We start from the raw sequence: 16,190 nt of genomic DNA on the forward strand, positions 1-16,190 counted from the left end.
TGCTAAGGTAAAACTGATTTGCGTGTATTGACCCGCCTTTCGCGTGGGTTTAAACCCCATCCATCGAATTCGGACCGCTCCGTATGGGGGCGGTCTTTCACATCAAACAGGACTATCCTGCCATGAAAACCTTTTCTGCAACACCTGCAGACATCGACAAGAAATGGATCCTGATCGACGCCGAGGGCGTTGTTCTGGGCCGTCTTGCCTCGATCGTCGCCATGCGTCTGCGTGGCAAGCACAAAGCGTCGTTCACCCCGAACATGGACATGGGCGACAATGTCATCGTGATCAACGCTGACAAAATCCAGATGACCGGCAAGAAGCGCGAAGAGAACTTCTACTGGCACACTGGCCACCCGGGCGGCATCAAGTCGCGCACCAAGCAGCAGATCCTCGAGGGCAAATACCCCGAGCGCGTCGTGACCCAGGCGGTCAAGCGCATGCTGCCGGGCAACCGCCTATCGCGTCAGGTTATGACCAACCTGCGTGTTTATGCCGGTGCCGAGCATCCCCATGAGGCGCAAGCGCCCGAAGTTCTGGATGTTGCATCCATGAACAAGAAAAACACCCGGAGCTAATGACCATGGCTGATCAGATCAATACTCTCGAAGAGCTGAGCGCCGTAGCAGGCGTTGAAGTTGTGGCCGAAGAAGTCATCGTGCGTGAACCCGTACGCGACGAACTGGGTCGTGCCTATGCCACCGGCAAGCGTAAAGACGCTGTTGCCCGCGTTTGGATCAAGCCGGGTTCCGGTAAGGTCACCGTGAACGGCAAAGACCAGGACGTGTACTTTGCACGCCCCGTTCTGCAGCTGATCCTGCGCCAGCCGTTTCAGGTTGCCGGCGTAGAAGGTGAGTTCGACGTTGTTGCAACCGTCAAAGGCGGTGGCCTGACCGGTCAGGCCGGTGCGGTCAAGCACGGCGTCTCGAAAGCGCTGCAACTGTACGATCCGTCGCTGCGTGGCGCACTGAAAGCCGCTGGTTTCCTGACCCGCGACAGCCGCGTTGTGGAACGTAAGAAATACGGTAAGCGCAAAGCGCGTCGTTCGTTCCAGTTCTCCAAGCGTTAATCGCTGGCACGAACCTTCAAGACTGTTTCAAACGGCCGCACAATGTTGCGGCCGTTTTTCTTTTGTTGATTGGGATTTGGTTTGCCGAATCTGTTTTCGAACTCAGCCAGCTGCTTTGGTTTCGATCAGCGGGGCCAGAATCTGGAACATGAAATCAGACAGAACCCTGTTGCCGTCGGCATTCAGATGACCATCGTATCTGAAATACAGATCTTTACCTGTGGAGCTGTATTCTTCGGTGAGGTAGGGCAACGCTTCGTGCCACTGAAATCCTTGCTCGGCCACCACACCCTCCATCAGGCGGTCGGGTAGGCCGGGATCAACCTCGGGATCAGAAGATGTTTTTGCTGCCTGGAGAACCTGAAACAACTGTGGGACAGACACGACCACAAGCTCGGATCCCTGCGACTGTGTGAAGGTGGCCATGCGGGTAAACACCTGCTTTGTCGTCTCGACTTTGGCCTGAAACAGCTCGCTCATCGGGGTGGTGAAAAACGCCTTTCGCGGCGTCATCAGGTACAGTTGGGTATAGCTCTGATCGTTGGCCATCAGCATTCGCTTTAACATCGTGACCGAGTGCAGCGAGGATTTCTTGATATTCCCGGACCCCACAACCGAGCTGACATCGCTGTAAGCGACATCAACGCCATCAACGGTCCGAATAGGCTCATTTGCAAACATATCGTTGGGAAGAAAGGTCACCAGCACAATATCGGGGTTATATTTTTCGCTTAACCGCTCAAGATACAGCGCCTGTTGAGATGTGTTATATCCCGGCACGCCTGCGTTGATCAGCTGCACAGACATGCCTTCATCCAGGAATTTCTGGGCCAAAAGTTCAGGCCAGATATCGCCCAGCTCGTTTGAAGCGCCGAAGGTAAATGAATCCCCCAGCAGCAGGATCTTGATGGTGCTTCCATCGTCTGCGGCATTGGCTGGAAAACGCGTTTCACGAAACCCGTTTTCGTCGACTTTATACTCGACCGTGAACTCTGGTGCATTGATGGCGACGACAGTGTTTGGCCTGTTCGTATGCCCGACGACCGGGTCCTTCAATCCAAGTGGACCACCCTCTAGATATGTTGTCAGAACGCCTTGTGGTGACAGCCAACGGATGCCCAGCTCCACACCAGCAAGAAGCGTTGCAGAGATCATCACGATGATCAGAAAGTTCAGAATTTTTGACCGCATTTTTTATCTAACTACCTAGAATACCATTTACTGAATTGGTCCCGTTTTCGTGGTAATGACGAGGACGCACAAAACACATTTCTGAATGTTGAGATTAACAGCCCGCACACGTCAAGCGTGAGACGAAAAGAAAGTCACTCCAGCACGGATTTGTCAGTCCGTTTCACGTCCTAAAGCCTGTTGAGCCAAAGTAAGGAATTTCTGCCGAGTCTGGTCGATCTTTCGTTTATTCAGGCTTGGGAACCACCTGCGAACTGGGATCGCCTGCTTATTTCCGAAACTGTCTATCCAGACCCATCGTCCTGAGCTGTCGGCCAGCGTCTGATAGACGATGTTGCCGGGGTTCTGGTTACTGACCAAAACGTTCTCTTTGACCAAAATATCAAAATGCGCGTTCAACGAATCCAAGTGATGCGGCTTAAGGCGACGGCTTTGGACCAAGCCAATAAGGCTGGGCGATAGCTGTCCGTCAGGCTCGGAAATCCGCTCGTACATAAGCGCCAGACCCAGGTCCGTCTGAACCACACCTCGCACCTCACATACGGGGATAGGGGCAGCGGATTTCTGGTGACGCACCATAAGATCAAACGACTCGTGAAACTCGCGCAGAAATCCTTTGAACGCCGTCGAGCGTCGAAACATCCGATCAAACCAGGTATCCGTCACAAGATGAGCTTCGTCATCTATCGTCTGAGGTTGCGGGATCTTCAGCAGAGTGTCCGGCAGATCAGGGTGTTGATAGACAAATTGCCGATTACCCTGCGCGATGATCTTACGATCTTTCAACGACAACAGATTTTCGATTCGAGTTTTTTCCATTTGGCTTAACTATAGCGGTTTTGCATTGGAACCAATTATCCGCAGGTGGATAGCTCAAAACAAAATGAAAAAGCCGTCCGTATTGGAACGGACGGCTCGTGGTTTCTAACGCCTGAATGCTGATCAAACTCTGTTTTTCAGTCGTTACTCTTCGTGGACCAGCTTCCAAGCACCGTTTTCAACAACGCTCACAAACACCGTATCGGCACCTTGGTGGTCGTCCGGCGAAAACGAGATGTGGTTTCCAACCAGTTCGTCGTTGTAGTCGAGTGTCTCCATCGCAGCGATAAAACTGTCATGAGTCAGATCGGGGCCGGCGGCGTCCAGCGCCTTAACCATCATTTCAGCCGCAGAATAGCCCAACATCGCAAATCCAACGGGGTCTTCGCCTGTTGCAGCCTTATACTCTTCGATGAAGGCTGCAGGGGCCGGTTGATCCGCGCGGGCCCACAAGTCCAGCCATGAGGCGGCGGCATAAAAACCATCCGTCACGCCACCCGGCACCTGGGCAACGACGGTCAGGAAGCTGGCTGATGTTCCCAAGAATTTCATATCCGTTAGACCCATCTTTTTGGCGGTGCCAACCACAGTGATCGCCTGCCGAACCCCAAGGGCCATGGTGACGATGTCGCAGCCTTCATCTCTGAGCTTGCTCAGAGAGCCCACGAAATCGGTCTCATCGGGCTTGTGGGTGGTTTCTGTGCCAAAACCGATCCCAGCCTCTTCGGCACCCGCCTTGCTGCCTTCCAGAATCTCCTCGCCGAAATCGGTGGGCAGATACATGGTGCAGACTGTTTGCGATCCGAATTCGCTGGCCAGATAGTTCACGCCGACACGCGCCTGATCGAAATAGGTGGAAAAGGACGTGAATTTGTTGCGCACCGGGTCTTGCAGCATTTTCTGCGACGATGTCAGAGGCGCGACATTCGGAATGCCCTTGGGATCCAGCAGTTTGAATCCGGCCAGGTTCATCGGCGTACCCAGAGATTGCAACATCGCGAACACCTTGTCGCGGTTCAGCAGCTTGTTGTAGCCCTGCATCGCGCGCGGCATCTGATAGCCATTATCCTCAACCACAAAACGGATGGTCCGACCGTGAACACCACCTGCAGCGTTTACGCGGTCGAACACCACATTGGCGCCTTTGGTGGCTGGGACACCAACGGCGGCGAAGATACCGCTCAGATCATTGACCGACCCAATTACGATCTCATCATCCGTAACACCCTGTGTCTGAGCGCTGGAGAGTGTCGCGACAGCCGCCAAAACTGTGGCAGCGGACAGCCGTTTAATCAGATTCCTCATTATAATCCTCCCTTTGGATAACGTTTTGTCTAATTGTACATGTCTTCAATAAGATGTTCGTGTTTCTTTTCCACAAAGCTGCGCTTGAGCTTCATTGTGGCCGTCAGTTCGTCATCATCTGCCGTCAGCAGAACATCTATCAGGCGGAAATCCTTGATCTGCTCAACCCGTGCGAAATCCTTGTTTGCGGCACCAACTTCGTCTTTGATCTGGTCCCGAACCTCGGCGGAGGCACAAAGAGAGGCGAAATTCGAGAAGGGAACCTTTCGATCCTGCGCAAATTTCTCCACGTTTTCCTGATCAATCATGATTAGTGCAGTCAGGAACTTGCGCTTATCGCCAATTACAACTGCGTCCGAGATAAAGGGGCTGAACTTGAGACGGCTTTCAATCTCGGCCGGGGCTATATTTTTGCCGCCCGCCGTGATGATAAGATCTTTGAGGCGACCCGTAATGGTCACGAAACCGTCTTGGTCGATCTCGCCCATATCACCAGTACGCAACCAACCATCGGCAGTGAAAGTCTCGGCTGTTTTGGCGTTGTTTCGCCAGTAACCCTGAAAGATGTTCAACCCTTTAAGCTGAATCTCTCCGCCTTCGGAAATACGGACGTCATTGACCGGCACAGCCTTTCCAATGGTTCCGATCCTGTTGTTTCCAAGTGTATTCAATGTCGCCAGGCCCGATGTTTCGGTCATACCAAAACCTTCGACCAGAGGTACACCAATGGCCCAGTACCATTTCAGCAAGTCCGCCGAAATCGGAGCGGCGCCGCTTCCACCGCGCCGCATATTGTCCAACCCCAGCATCCGGCGCAGGTTACGCAGAACCAAACGGTCCCAAAGCCAGTACTGCGCGGCAACACTGGCCGGGACCGGCTTGCCCGCCAGGATATATTCGGCACGTGCCAGACCTGCCTTTACCGCCATTCCAAAGGCCGCGCGCCCGGTCGAGGTTGCATCCTGGGCCATGATCTGAACCTGAGAATAGATCTTTTCCCATACACGCGGGACCGCCGTAAACGTCGAAGGAGAAACCTCTTGCAGATTTGCGAAAACAGTCTCGGGGCTTTCGGCAAAGTTGACGACAGATTTCGTTGCCAGCGGGAAATATATGGAAACATCACGCTCGAGGATGTGGCAGAGCGGCAAAAAGCACAGCTGTTCATCTGTTTCCAATGCGGGCAAGGAATGGGCGCCGGCTTCGATTGCGGCCAGGATGTTCTCGTGGCTCAGCATTGCGCCTTTTGGCATGCCGGTCGTGCCGGACGTATAGACAAGAAGGGCGGTATCCTGCGGGGATGCAAGCGCGATTTCGGCGTCAAAGCGGTTCGGCTCTTCACGCTCGGTTTGCTGACCTAGCTCATAAAGATCGCCGATCAACATGCAGCGGTCATGGTCCAGGTCATGCAGACCTTCATCCTCAAGGATGATAACCTTCAAAAGATTGGAAAGATCACCTTCGACCTCAAGGAACTTGTCCAACTGTTCTTCATTTTCGACCACCAGAAAACGGCTGTCACTGTCATTGATCAGATATTTCAGTTGCGCGGCCGAATCCGTCGTATAGATGCCCGAGGCGATCCCCCCGGCGCCCTGAATGCCCATATCGAACCAAGCCCATTCTTTTCGGTCCTCGGACAGGATCGATACGACCTCACCGCGTTTCAAACCGAGCTTTTGCAGGGCGAGGCCTATCCATTTCGCGTGCTGCCAGTAATCCGCCCAGGAATAGGATTTCCAGATACCTAAATCCTTTTCACGATGCGCCGTACGCGCGCCCAAATCGGCACAACGCTTTTGAAATAGTTGCCCGATGGTTGTGCATTCATCTACATAGACCGGTCGCTGACCGGGATTTGCGTTGTACTGAACACCGTTGATCATGATCTGAGAGGGCAGGGTGCTTATATTCATGCTGCTCACCTCCACGTCTTCTTGCGTTTCCAGCGACGGTTTTCACGCGAACCTTCTTCCTGCACGCCCAGATAGAAATTCTGGATGTCTTCTGACTGCATCAGCTCATCCGCGGGGCCATCCATGACGATGCGCCCGACCTCCATGACATAGCCGTGATGCGCCAGTTCCAGCGCAGCATTGGCGTTCTGTTCAACCAGCATCATCGTCATGTTCTGTTCATCATTCAGGCGCTTCAGGATTCCGAAAATCTCTTGCACAAGCAAAGGAGACAGGCCCAGCGAGGGCTCGTCCAGTAACATGATCCTTGGATTTGCCATCAACCCCCTCCCGATTGCCAACATCTGTTGTTGGCCGCCGGATAAGGTCCCCGCCTCTTGATTGCGGCGTTCTTTCAGGATCGGGAAGTATGAAAAAACCAGATCGCGATCATGATCAATTTGCCCCCGGTCCGACGAGGTATAGGCCCCGAGACTCAGGTTCTCCTCCACGGTCAAAAGGGGGAATACTTCGCGCCCTTCGGGTACGTGGACGACGCCTTTCTGCACGACTTTATGCGGCTCGGCCCCTTGAATTTCGACCCCGTCAAAGCTGATCTTGCCCTTTTCCGGGTCCATTACGCCGGACACGGTTTTCATCAATGTAGTCTTGCCGGCCCCATTAGCCCCAAGGATCGACACGATTTTACCCGGATGCACATCCAGCGACACGCCCCGGATTGCCATGATTGGCCCGTAAAAACTTTCGACATTGCGAATGGTCAGGATCGGATCGCTCATGAAACTTTCCCCAGATAGGCCTCAACCACTGCCGGGTGTGACTGTACCTGCGCAGGGGTTCCCAGTGCGAGCATAGCCCCATCCGCCATTGCAAGGACCCGATCCGAGACGCCCGAGACCAAAGCCATGTCATGTTCGACCATCAGCACCGTAATCCCCATCTGCCGCCGGATATCATCTATCCACCAGCGCATATCGGTCGTTTCCTCGACCGACAGCCCCGAGGCCGGTTCATCCAGCAGTAACAACTTGGGATCGGTGGCCAGGGCGCGGGCAACTTCAACCACTTTGCGCACACCGTAAGGTAGGCCTGATATCATCTTGTCGCGATAGGCCTGCAGATCAAGAAAATCGATGATTTCTTCAACCTTTTCACGGTTTTCGATCTCTTGCCGCCGGGCCGACGGCAGGAACAGCACCTCGGATAAAAGTTTTGTCTTGCGGTGCCGATGACGCCCGACCAGCAGGTTCTGCAAAACAGTGGCGTGTTCGAACAGTTCGATATTCTGAAACGTCCGCGCAACACCAAAAGCTGCAACGCCTGACGGTTTCACCTGCAGCAAGTTATGCCCGTCATACCGGATTGAACCCTCTATTGGTTCATAAAAGCGCGAGATCAGATTGAAAACGGTCGATTTACCCGCGCCATTGGGGCCGACTATGGCAAAAACCTCGCCGTCTTCGACCGAAAAGGACAGGTCGTTCACAGCCGTGACGCCACCAAATTTCAAGGTGACATTCTTAAATTCAAGCAGGCTCATCTCAGACGCTCCGTCTTGAGATAGGATTTCTGACGTTTGAACATGTCCTTGCGATAGAAGGGAAACAGTTCGAACCATGTCCGGATCTTCAGCCAACGTCCATACATCCCCATGGGTTCGAACAGGATAAAGGCAATCAGGATCATGCCGAAGATACCAAATTCCAATCCCGGAATTGCGACGGTGCTGCCCCCGAAAACTGCGCCGACATACTCTTTTGCGATCGACAAAAATTGCGGCAGAAACCCAATGACGACAGCACCCAGGAATGCCCCGTGGATTGAGCCCAGACCACCGATCACGATCATCATCAGCAACTGAATTGAGATTAGGACGCTGAATGTCTCGTTATTGAACGCGCCCGAGAACATCCCCATCAGAGCACCCGCCCAGCCGGTCACAGCGCAGGACAGGGCAAATGAGATCATCTTGGTCTGCGCAATATCAACACCCATCGCCTGGGCCGAGACCTCAGAATCTCGCACGGCGATGAAACTGCGCCCAAGCGGTGCGCGCAGCAGGTTGATATAGCCCAGAGTGACCAGAACCGCGACTGCAAGCACCAGCCAGAAGAATTGGACCGGCGTAGCCCAGCGATCGACCATGAATCCAAATATCTCGACCCCGCCGATATATTTACCGGCGACCCCGCCGGTGATCGGCTCGGCCAGTACAATCACGTCATCCATCAGGATCGACAGGGCCATGGTAAAGATTGCCAGGTAGATACCGTGAAGGCGCAGGGCCGGGATAGCAACGGTCACCCCTGCTATCCCGGTCAGGATACCGGCGATCGGGAAGGCCAGCAGGAATGGCAAGCCTGCCTCAATCAAGATGATATTCGCATAGCACCCAAAGGCCAGAAAAGCCGCATGCCCAAGGCTGACCTGTCCGGTATGGCCGGTCAGTATCATCAACCCAAGACCTGCAATCGCCCAGATCAGAACATTTGTCAGCTCACCCAGATAGAATGCGTCCAACCACCACGGAGCAGCGATCACGACGCCTAGAAGGATCAGGTATAGGCTCAGTTGATACCGGTCTTTCCAAGGCCGGATATCTTGCATGTAACTGGTCTTGAAAATGATCCGCATCGCTTAAACCTTTTTGACCCTAACTTGGCTGAACAGCCCATTGGGGCGAAAGATCAGGACAGCCAACAACAGCGCATAAGGTGCAATCTGACTGTACCCAGCAGCGATATAGCGACTGGCAAACGGTTCGATTACGCCAACGATCAAACCTCCGGCCAATGCTCCAGGTAAACTTCCGAATCCGCCAATAACCGCAGCGGCGAAGGCCTTAATGCCCAGAAGTCCGGTTGCCGGGTCCACGGATCCTTTGGCGGCAAACAAAATGCCTGCGATACCCGCAACCACGCCGGCCAACGCCCAGATGAAACCCTGTACACGTTTTACCGGGATTCCCATATAATAGGCCGCCAGCTGATTTTGCGAGGAACCCTGCATTGCAAGCCCAAGCTTGGTGCGACTGAAGAACTGGTACAGCCCCCAGGTCAGCAGAACGGTAACGACAATAACCGCCACGTCCTCCATCCCCAGTACAAGGTCACCAAAGCGCACTTCTTTTCCGGCCAGTGGATTCTGCAGCGTCTGCGGTTCGTGCCCCCAAATCAGACCAGCGACAAATCGGATTACAAAGCCCAGGGCGATGGTCAGAATGACCACAGCCGTCTGGCTTTCCCCGAAAAGTCGCCGAATGATCAACCGGTCCAGCAAGTACCCCAGCACGCCCATGATCCCCAACGAGATCGGCAAGGCCAGCCAAAAAGGCAGCCCTATATATTCGGCATTTGTAAGCCCGATGGTAACAAAGGCGCCCAGCATCATGAGGTCACCCTGTGCGAAATTCACTGCCTCGGTCGCCTTGTAAATCAGAACAAATCCGAGCGCGATCAGCCCATAGACACAGCCATTCGCCAGCCCGCTAATCAGCAGCTGCGCATTATCCAAACTCACCTCCCTATACCGGTTGCTCCGGGTTCATTTAGATCCCGGGCCTCCTCCTTAGCCCGGGGTTTGTACTACTATGGCGTGATAATTACCTTTCCGTCACTCTTTTGCAGTGCATCAACCAGCCCGGACATAACATTTTTTAATGTAAGCTTTTCAGAAACATCTGTTTTCCAACGCCCGTCCGCAAAGCGGGCCTGAACCTCGGCAACGACACGTACCACATCTTCGCGAGGCGTCGCTGTCATCCATTGTGTCAGCCAAAACCCTTCGATTTTCTTACCCATAAAGATGAGCTGTCCCGTCTGCGTTAGTTTGGGCAGTTCAGGGCTGAGCTTGCCATAACACACCCAGCGCGCACCTTTCGGCATCGCACAGAAAATCTGTTCGGAAATCTGGTCGGCGACGGCATCCAAAAAGACCCGAGGTTTAAGCTCTGTGCTAAGCGCTGCGAGTTTCTGCAGCATGTCGGGGTCTGATGTCACCAGCACCTCATGCGCGCCCAGCTCTTTCAATGCAGTAACGGTCTCAGCGCGTCTCACTATTGCAATCGGCTTGAGCCCAAGATCGCGACCGAGGCTGCACATAAGCTTGCCCAACTGACTGGTTGCGGCAGATACGATAAAAGCATCTCCGGCCTGACGCGCCAGATCGACCATCGCCATGGCCGTCATCGGGTTCACAATCTGTGCTGACCCATCGTCATCCGAGATATCCGGACGCAGTGGAATACACATTTGTGCATCGGTCAGAGCGTACTCGGCCCAGGCACCGGAATGAGTGGCCATGAATGCCACGCGCTGTCCCTGCAAACCCTCGGCACCGGCACCGGTGGCGACGACGTCTCCACATCCCTCAAACCCGGCCGGAGACCCCTTTACCCTAGGCTGCCCGTATTCACCCTTGATAAAATGCAGGTCGGACGGATTAACCGATGATGCCCTCAGGCGGATCAGAACCTGTCCTGCGCCCGGCTCGGGCACAGGCATTTCCGTTTCGGCCAGCCAATCAGACGCATTTTGGATGCTGGGACCAGTGGCTTTGCCCGAATACCCATGATGAGTTTGAATGATCGCAAACATGGAAGTGGGAAGGGGGGTCATGAGCGTACCTTTTCTGAACGATAAGAAACTGTCGGGTCCTGCTTGACTGCATCGAACCAACAATTTCGAAAATAATGGCCATGATCGACATCAACCGTGGCATATGTGTTCAGATCAGCCAAGCAAATGGCCAAAGGCGCGTCAATCGAACTATTCTTTGACGTAGGGAAAGACCGCCTTTTCGGCGGTCTTTCTAATTCTTACTGACCAGTCAACAGGGCCTGAAGTTCCTGAATTTTCAGCGCGATTGTTGCAGGTGAGGCTTTGATATCATCGAGAATACCAACCGCTTTTACCTTCAGTTCTTCTGCCAGTGTGCTTTCCTGAACTGAGGCCACCATGGCGTCATAGTCAAAGTTATCAACACTCATAGCGCCGCTCTCAACCCAGGAATTCAGCAGCTCTTGCCCCTGGTTGGTGAGGGCAGCGACCTCTTCTCCAGCCTGATCAGCCAGCTCAGTCGCTGTTTCACCAGCTTGAGTGGCTAAGTCAGACGCGGCTTCGCTGGACTGTTCGACGATTTCAGCCGCCTGTTCCGTAACGGAAGACGCAGCTTCGCCAGCCTGTTCAGTAACCGATTCTACGGCTTCGGACACAGCGTTTCCGGTTTCTTCAGCGGCGGCTTGCGGCTGTTCGACCGGAGCGGCAGGTTGATTCAGATAGTAATAGATTGCGGCGCCAACGCCGGCGACGACGACCCCTAGCAAGATTATACGCGACATGGGATTCTCCTTTGAAATATGTGTCGCCGAGATGGGGGGAAACTAGCGGACTGGAAAGGGGAATTCGTGGAACATCCTCTCAGAACAAGGGATTGAGCCAGTGTACGCCGATCTGGGCCGATCCCATGGCAATAACACGCCAACGTTGAACAACCAGTGGCCGAGATGCCATTCTTGTCAACTAACCCACAGGGTCGCACAAATGCCTGTTCGACAGGGAAGCACAGAGGCTAAGAATTCTCGTAGGAAGGCGCGCAAAGCGAATAAGACGACAAAGGCCTGCATTTCAGGTGCTTGAGCTAAATTCCGGAAAGCTGGTTGCCAATCATGCGCTGAATGGCTGATGGCGGAGAGACAGGGATTCGAACCCTGGGTGGGCTTGCACCCACAACGGTTTTCGAGACCGCCCCGTTCGACCACTCCGGCACCTCTCCGCGGGGGTCTGTGAGGGGGGGATTTAGTGATGAACACCCGGGGGTGCAAGCAGAAAGTTTCATAATTTATCAATCCCAGGATTTTCCGTTGCCAGATGCCGCAAAACCCCTAGGCTTCTGTACATGAGACATTTTACGCACCACATGACCACCGCCCTTTCGCTGTTTCTTTTCACAGTATTCATGTTGCCAATCCCGGCATCCGCTGCCGGGCGCGATAGGATCGAGGCATTCTTGACCACGACCGGTTTCGACGTTGCCCTTGAAAGTATTGCTCTGGCCTCGGCCTCGGCACCTCAGATGCTGGGTTTTGACCCCGATGGATTCGGGTCGGACTGGGCGCGGCTGACCGAAGAAGTTTTCGATACCAAAGACATGCATGAAACTGCAGTTTCGATTTTAGAGCAGACGCTCAGCGATCAGGCGCTGAATCACGCGGTAGAATTCTATGCATCAGATCTGGGTCAACGACTGGTTTCTGCTGAAAACGCTTCCCATCTGATCGAGGATGACGAAGCGAAACAACAGCAGGGGCAAGAGATAGTCGCTCAACTTGTCCGCGAAGGCTCTCAACGCGTTGAGAGTCTAAAAAGGATGAACACTGCCATCGACTCAAGCGGTACTTCTTTGCGCGCCCTTCAGGAAATACAAATCCGGTTCCTCCTCGCCGCCAGCGCTTCAGGTGTTATCGAACTGCAGTTGGATGCAGATGAATTGCGCGCAATGATGAAACAGAACGAAACCGGGATGCGACAGGCCTTACAGCTTTCTGCACTTGCCGGTGCTGCTTATACCTATCAGGATTTCTCGGATGCGGATGTCATCACCTATGTCGAGGCGTTGGAACAGCCTTTAATGCAGGAAGTCTACGAACTTTTGAACGCCATTCAGTATGAGATAATGGCTATGAAATTCGAAGTCCTGGCAACCAAAATGGCCGAGCTTCACCCCGCACAGGACATCTGATGCGCATTCTGATCGTTTTCGCCCTAATCTTCTGGGCCACATCATCCGGCGCCGTGGAAAAAGCGGATCGGCTGGCGCAGGCAATGCGTCTGGAGAACCTGATCGAAATCCTCCTGTCCGAAGGCGGAAAGATGAGCCAAGAGATGGACGCCACTTTGTTGGATGGCAACGGTGGCGCTCTGTTCGAAACTCGGGTCGAGGCGATTTATGATCCCGATTGGATGTATGATCAGTTGGTCCAGGGATTCCGGCAAAGCCTGGATGAAGTGCATTTGGAACGCGCCATCGCCTTTTTTGAAAGCGATCTTGGCCAGACCATCGTTTCCCTTGAGAATTCCGCACGGCTTGCATTTGTTGATCCGGCAATCGAAGACTTGGCAAAACAGGCCTATTTCGAAAACACCAAAGACAGCATGCAGTTCAAACTGGTCGAAGAGTACATACTGGCCAACGACCTGATCAAACAGAACGTGCGGAGCGCTTTGAGCGCGGATTACAACTTTTTCAGGGGGATAAATGACGGCCAGGTTCTCGATGACAGCGACCTTCTGGACAACCTTCTGCTGCAAAAGGACGGGATCGAGCAAGAGACAGAAACCTGGCTGTATTCCTTTCTGTTGATGGCCTATAACCCTCTGAGCAACGCCCAGATGCGCAAGAACATCGCGTTTTCTCGAACGGATACAGGGCAAGCGCTGAACAGCTCACTGTTCGAAAGCTTCGACAGTATGTATGATCAGATCTATTACGATCTGGGAAAGGCGGTTGCGGCTGTCTTACAGGGCTCTGATCTTTAGTCGCCATTTCATGTTGACTTTCCTCTGCAATCTTTGGATAAGCGCCCATCCCGGCCGGAATCTCCGCGCCGGGTATCGTTATTATTGACCCAAGGGGCTGATCCATGGGTCATTCACACAGCCCGAAAAAGGGCGCGCTGTTCGAGGTGGCTGAGGCCGAAAACACCCGCAAGGGGACCACAGAACGCGGGTTAGACAAAGGAAAGACGCATGTTTGCGGTCCTCAAGACTGGCGGCAAGCAGTACAAGGTTCAGGCGGGTGATATCCTCCGCGTTGAAAAATTGGCTGCCGACGCAGGTGAAAAAGTTCAATTCAACGATGTTCTGATGCTGGGCGGTGACGCTCCGGTTGTTGGTGCACCGTTTGTAGATGGTGCAGCCGTTCAGGCCGACGTGATCGAACAGATCAAGGGTGACAAGGTCATCAACTTCGTCAAGCGCCGTCGTAAGCACAGCTCGAAGCGTACCGTTGGCCACCGTCAGAAGCTGACCCTGGTCAAGATCACCGACATCCTGTCGTCGGGCGCTGACAAGTCGGGTATCAAAGCTGCAACCGGTTCCGCGCCGGCTGGTGAAGCTGCACCCGCAGCGAAAAAGCCCGCCAAGAAAGCAGAAGCCAAAGCAGAGGCACCCGCCGCTGTTGCTGCTGCAGACGATCTGACCGCGCTGAACGGTGTCGGCCCTGCCGCTGCCAAAAAGCTGAACGAGGCCGGTATCGAGAGCTTTGCCGCTCTGGCCGCCTTGTCGGACGAGCAGATTGCTGCTATCGAAACGGTCAAAGTGAAACCCGAATGGGTTGAGCAGGCCAAAGAGCTTGCTAAAGGCTAAGGAGAGAGAGAATGGCACATAAAAAAGCTGGCGGTTCCTCCCGTAACGGTCGCGACTCAGCTGGTCGCCGCCTTGGCGTGAAACTGTATGGTGGCCAGGCCGCCATTTCAGGCAACATCATCGTGCGTCAGCGCGGCACCAAGTTCTGGCCGGGCGAAGGCGTAGGCATTGGCAAAGATCACACCATCTTTGCAACTGTTGATGGCGCTGTGAAGTTCCACAAAGGCCTCAAAAACCGCACCTTTATTTCGGTCCTGCCAGTGGCGGAGGCCGCAGAGTAAGCCGAAACCCATAAGGTTTGAAAATTCTTGGGGGACCGGCAGAAAATGCCGGTCCCTTTTCTCGTTTTAACGCAGGTTCGATCAAACAGTCCGATGACAGTCGCAACCACCAGTTTCCTGATCTTTGCCGCCAGTCAGGTCGGCACGCCGGGACCGGCCAATATGGTCCTGCTGGGAACCGGTGCGCGTTACGGGTTTCGGGCAGCGCTGCCTTTTGTGGGCGGCGTCATTCTGGGCAAGCAGCTAATCATCTGGCCGGTGGGCTTTGGATTGCTGCAATTGGCGGATCAGGCGCCGGCGGTGTTTGCTGTTCTGAAATACGCCTCGGCGGCCTATATCATGTGGCTGGCCTGGAAGATCGCCAACACGCGGCTGTCCCGGCAAGAGGCTGATGGCGCAGCGCCAGGGTTTCTGGCTGGATTGATTGTTCATCCGCTCAATCCCAAGGCCTGGGCCATGATCGTTGCGGGGTTCACGGGGTTTGTCGCCATCGGAACACCAACTTTTGAGGCAACGCTCGCAATCGCGGCTTGTTTGTTGATTTGTCAGGTGATTCTTCACCCAATCTGGACATTTGCCGGGGATAGAATTGCCCACGCGGTTGAAGGTCGGCCGATGGAAAAATATCTGATGTGGACGTTAGCAGGTCTCACTGTTGCGTCTGTACTTTTTGTGTTGTTCGGAGGAGGAACGCACCTATGAAACTTGAGACGATCATAAACCAGCCGGTCATAGAAACCGAGCGGTTCGATCTGCGCCCTCTGCGCCGGTCGGATCTGGGTCTCATCGAACATTATGCCGGAGATGAGCGGGTTGCGCGTATGACGACAAGGATTGCGCACCCTTTGCCGCCCGGCGCGGTTGAGGCCTTTGTGACCCGGTCCATGGCCGAAGACCGCAGCGAGGATGTCTGGGCGATGGACGCGACCAAGGATGGCGGTCCGGAGCTGATAGGCCTGATCTCGCTGGAACGCCTGGATCGCAACCAATCCGAGGTCGGCTATTGGGTGGCTCCTGTCTATTGGAACACCGGGATCGCATCTCTGGCGGTCGAAGCACTGGTTGTCGCCAATCCGCTTGAAAACACGTCGATGTTCGCCAGCGTATTTCAGGACAATCCAGCCTCAGCCAGGGTGCTGACGCATTGTGGTTTCGAATACCTGGGTGATGCCGAAATCTATTCAGTGGCGCGTGATGCGAACGTGCCCACTTGGACATACAGTAAAAAACTCTGACTTGTGGC

At 54.1% G+C, this 16,190-nt stretch carries 18 protein-coding genes and 1 tRNA gene; 8 read left to right on the forward strand and 11 right to left on the reverse strand.

What is annotated here, in order from left to right; genetic code table 11:
- Window positions 1-122: 122 nt before the first annotated feature.
- Together rplM and rpsI are read left to right on the forward strand one after the other, a co-directional pair.
- Complete coding sequence (gene rplM / locus AC2FH2_RS02235) at window positions 123-581, forward strand: 50S ribosomal protein L13 (protein WP_113790645.1); 459 nt, start codon at window positions 123-125, stop codon at window positions 579-581.
- Between the two features lie 5 nt (window positions 582-586).
- Window positions 587-1,072, forward strand: a complete 486-nt coding sequence (gene rpsI / locus AC2FH2_RS02240; protein WP_271947073.1) for a 30S ribosomal protein S9 — start codon at window positions 587-589, stop codon at window positions 1,070-1,072.
- Window positions 1,073-1,174: 102 nt separating this feature from the next.
- Here the strand turns inward: rpsI and AC2FH2_RS02245 are convergent, their stop codons facing one another.
- The 11 genes from AC2FH2_RS02245 to AC2FH2_RS02295 all read right to left on the reverse strand — a co-directional run bounded on the left by AC2FH2_RS02245 (window position 1,175) and on the right by AC2FH2_RS02295 (window position 12,075).
- Window positions 1,175-2,263 carry an SGNH/GDSL hydrolase family protein gene (locus AC2FH2_RS02245; protein WP_496822722.1) on the reverse strand — a complete coding sequence of 363 codons (1,089 nt, stop codon included), beginning with the start codon at window positions 2,261-2,263 and terminating at the stop codon, window positions 1,175-1,177.
- Between the two features lie 153 nt (window positions 2,264-2,416).
- Window positions 2,417-3,082 (reverse strand): YrbL family protein, encoded by a 666-nt coding sequence (locus AC2FH2_RS02250; RefSeq protein ID WP_496712479.1) that lies wholly within the window; start codon window positions 3,080-3,082, stop codon window positions 2,417-2,419.
- A 144-nt stretch (window positions 3,083-3,226) separates the two neighbouring features.
- Window positions 3,227-4,387 carry an ABC transporter substrate-binding protein gene (locus AC2FH2_RS02255; RefSeq protein WP_496822723.1) on the reverse strand — a complete coding sequence of 387 codons (1,161 nt, stop codon included), beginning with the start codon at window positions 4,385-4,387 and terminating at the stop codon, window positions 3,227-3,229.
- A gap of 29 nt (window positions 4,388-4,416) precedes the next feature.
- Window positions 4,417-6,303: an AMP-dependent synthetase/ligase gene (locus AC2FH2_RS02260; RefSeq protein WP_271947081.1), complete on the reverse strand. Its 1,887-nt coding sequence runs from the start codon at window positions 6,301-6,303 to the stop codon at window positions 4,417-4,419.
- A 5-nt stretch (window positions 6,304-6,308) separates the two neighbouring features.
- Window positions 6,309-7,082: an ABC transporter ATP-binding protein gene (locus AC2FH2_RS02265; RefSeq protein ID WP_496693177.1), complete on the reverse strand. Its 774-nt coding sequence runs from the start codon at window positions 7,080-7,082 to the stop codon at window positions 6,309-6,311.
- Complete coding sequence (locus tag AC2FH2_RS02270) at window positions 7,079-7,843, reverse strand: ABC transporter ATP-binding protein (protein WP_271947084.1); 765 nt, start codon at window positions 7,841-7,843, stop codon at window positions 7,079-7,081. Before AC2FH2_RS02270 ends, AC2FH2_RS02265 begins: the two co-directional genes overlap by 4 nt.
- Window positions 7,840-8,937 carry a branched-chain amino acid ABC transporter permease gene (locus AC2FH2_RS02275; protein WP_142633851.1) on the reverse strand — a complete coding sequence of 366 codons (1,098 nt, stop codon included), beginning with the start codon at window positions 8,935-8,937 and terminating at the stop codon, window positions 7,840-7,842. Before AC2FH2_RS02275 ends, AC2FH2_RS02270 begins: the two co-directional genes overlap by 4 nt.
- Before the next feature lie 3 nt (window positions 8,938-8,940).
- Entirely contained in the window at window positions 8,941-9,816 is an 876-nt protein-coding gene (locus AC2FH2_RS02280) for a branched-chain amino acid ABC transporter permease (protein WP_496822725.1), read from the reverse strand.
- A 74-nt stretch (window positions 9,817-9,890) separates the two neighbouring features.
- Window positions 9,891-10,919 carry a zinc-binding dehydrogenase gene (locus tag AC2FH2_RS02285; protein ID WP_496822727.1) on the reverse strand — a complete coding sequence of 343 codons (1,029 nt, stop codon included), beginning with the start codon at window positions 10,917-10,919 and terminating at the stop codon, window positions 9,891-9,893.
- 200 nt (window positions 10,920-11,119) lie between these two features.
- Complete coding sequence (locus AC2FH2_RS02290; RefSeq protein ID WP_281972111.1) at window positions 11,120-11,641, reverse strand: hypothetical protein; 522 nt, start codon at window positions 11,639-11,641, stop codon at window positions 11,120-11,122.
- A gap of 344 nt (window positions 11,642-11,985) precedes the next feature.
- Window positions 11,986-12,075, reverse strand: a tRNA-Ser gene (locus AC2FH2_RS02295).
- A 144-nt stretch (window positions 12,076-12,219) separates the two neighbouring features.
- Here AC2FH2_RS02295 and AC2FH2_RS02300 point away from each other — a divergent pair.
- The 6 genes from AC2FH2_RS02300 (at window position 12,220) to AC2FH2_RS02325 (ending at window position 16,182) form a co-directional block, all read left to right on the forward strand.
- Window positions 12,220-13,041, forward strand: a complete 822-nt coding sequence (locus AC2FH2_RS02300) for a DUF2059 domain-containing protein (protein ID WP_271948056.1) — start codon at window positions 12,220-12,222, stop codon at window positions 13,039-13,041.
- Window positions 13,041-13,838 carry a DUF2059 domain-containing protein gene (locus AC2FH2_RS02305; protein WP_281994622.1) on the forward strand — a complete coding sequence of 266 codons (798 nt, stop codon included), beginning with the start codon at window positions 13,041-13,043 and terminating at the stop codon, window positions 13,836-13,838. The genes AC2FH2_RS02300 and AC2FH2_RS02305 overlap by 1 nt, the downstream gene beginning before the upstream one ends.
- A gap of 210 nt (window positions 13,839-14,048) precedes the next feature.
- Window positions 14,049-14,666 carry a 50S ribosomal protein L21 gene (locus AC2FH2_RS02310; protein WP_271947092.1) on the forward strand — a complete coding sequence of 206 codons (618 nt, stop codon included), beginning with the start codon at window positions 14,049-14,051 and terminating at the stop codon, window positions 14,664-14,666.
- 11 nt (window positions 14,667-14,677) lie between these two features.
- Window positions 14,678-14,947 carry a 50S ribosomal protein L27 gene (rpmA, locus tag AC2FH2_RS02315; protein ID WP_120635433.1) on the forward strand — a complete coding sequence of 90 codons (270 nt, stop codon included), beginning with the start codon at window positions 14,678-14,680 and terminating at the stop codon, window positions 14,945-14,947.
- A 93-nt stretch (window positions 14,948-15,040) separates the two neighbouring features.
- Window positions 15,041-15,649 carry a LysE family translocator gene (locus tag AC2FH2_RS02320; protein WP_271947094.1) on the forward strand — a complete coding sequence of 203 codons (609 nt, stop codon included), beginning with the start codon at window positions 15,041-15,043 and terminating at the stop codon, window positions 15,647-15,649.
- On the forward strand, window positions 15,646-16,182 hold the full coding sequence (locus AC2FH2_RS02325; protein WP_142633834.1) for a GNAT family N-acetyltransferase: 537 nt from the start codon (window positions 15,646-15,648) through the stop codon (window positions 16,180-16,182). Before AC2FH2_RS02320 ends, AC2FH2_RS02325 begins: the two co-directional genes overlap by 4 nt.
- The last annotated feature ends 8 nt before the right edge of the window (window positions 16,183-16,190 follow it).

The sequence above is a fragment of the Ruegeria sp. YTSA105 genome, from assembly GCF_059610225.1.

Excerpts from the sequence above, each read along its gene's own strand:
- AC2FH2_RS02285 (WP_496822727.1), bottom strand. The coding sequence starts at position 10,919 with ATGACCCCCCTTCCCACTTCCATGTTTGCGATCATTCAAACTCATCAT.
- AC2FH2_RS02255 (WP_496822723.1), bottom strand. The coding sequence starts at position 4,387 with ATGAGGAATCTGATTAAACGGCTGTCCGCTGCCACAGTTTTGGCGGCT.
- rplM (WP_113790645.1), top strand. The coding sequence starts at position 123 with ATGAAAACCTTTTCTGCAACACCTGCAGACATCGACAAGAAATGGATC.
- AC2FH2_RS02245 (WP_496822722.1), bottom strand. The coding sequence starts at position 2,263 with ATGCGGTCAAAAATTCTGAACTTTCTGATCATCGTGATGATCTCTGCA.
- AC2FH2_RS02320 (WP_271947094.1), top strand. The coding sequence starts at position 15,041 with ATGACAGTCGCAACCACCAGTTTCCTGATCTTTGCCGCCAGTCAGGTC.
- rpsI (WP_271947073.1), top strand. The coding sequence starts at position 587 with ATGGCTGATCAGATCAATACTCTCGAAGAGCTGAGCGCCGTAGCAGGC.
- AC2FH2_RS02270 (WP_271947084.1), bottom strand. The coding sequence starts at position 7,843 with ATGAGCCTGCTTGAATTTAAGAATGTCACCTTGAAATTTGGTGGCGTC.
- rpmA (WP_120635433.1), top strand. The coding sequence starts at position 14,678 with ATGGCACATAAAAAAGCTGGCGGTTCCTCCCGTAACGGTCGCGACTCA.
- AC2FH2_RS02300 (WP_271948056.1), top strand. The coding sequence starts at position 12,220 with ATGACCACCGCCCTTTCGCTGTTTCTTTTCACAGTATTCATGTTGCCA.
- AC2FH2_RS02290 (WP_281972111.1), bottom strand. The coding sequence starts at position 11,641 with ATGTCGCGTATAATCTTGCTAGGGGTCGTCGTCGCCGGCGTTGGCGCC.
- AC2FH2_RS02325 (WP_142633834.1), top strand. The coding sequence starts at position 15,646 with ATGAAACTTGAGACGATCATAAACCAGCCGGTCATAGAAACCGAGCGG.
- AC2FH2_RS02250 (WP_496712479.1), bottom strand. The coding sequence starts at position 3,082 with ATGGAAAAAACTCGAATCGAAAATCTGTTGTCGTTGAAAGATCGTAAG.
- AC2FH2_RS02275 (WP_142633851.1), bottom strand. The coding sequence starts at position 8,937 with ATGCGGATCATTTTCAAGACCAGTTACATGCAAGATATCCGGCCTTGG.
- AC2FH2_RS02260 (WP_271947081.1), bottom strand. The coding sequence starts at position 6,303 with ATGAATATAAGCACCCTGCCCTCTCAGATCATGATCAACGGTGTTCAG.
- AC2FH2_RS02310 (WP_271947092.1), top strand. The coding sequence starts at position 14,049 with ATGTTTGCGGTCCTCAAGACTGGCGGCAAGCAGTACAAGGTTCAGGCG.
- AC2FH2_RS02265 (WP_496693177.1), bottom strand. The coding sequence starts at position 7,082 with ATGAGCGATCCGATCCTGACCATTCGCAATGTCGAAAGTTTTTACGGG.
- AC2FH2_RS02305 (WP_281994622.1), top strand. The coding sequence starts at position 13,041 with ATGCGCATTCTGATCGTTTTCGCCCTAATCTTCTGGGCCACATCATCC.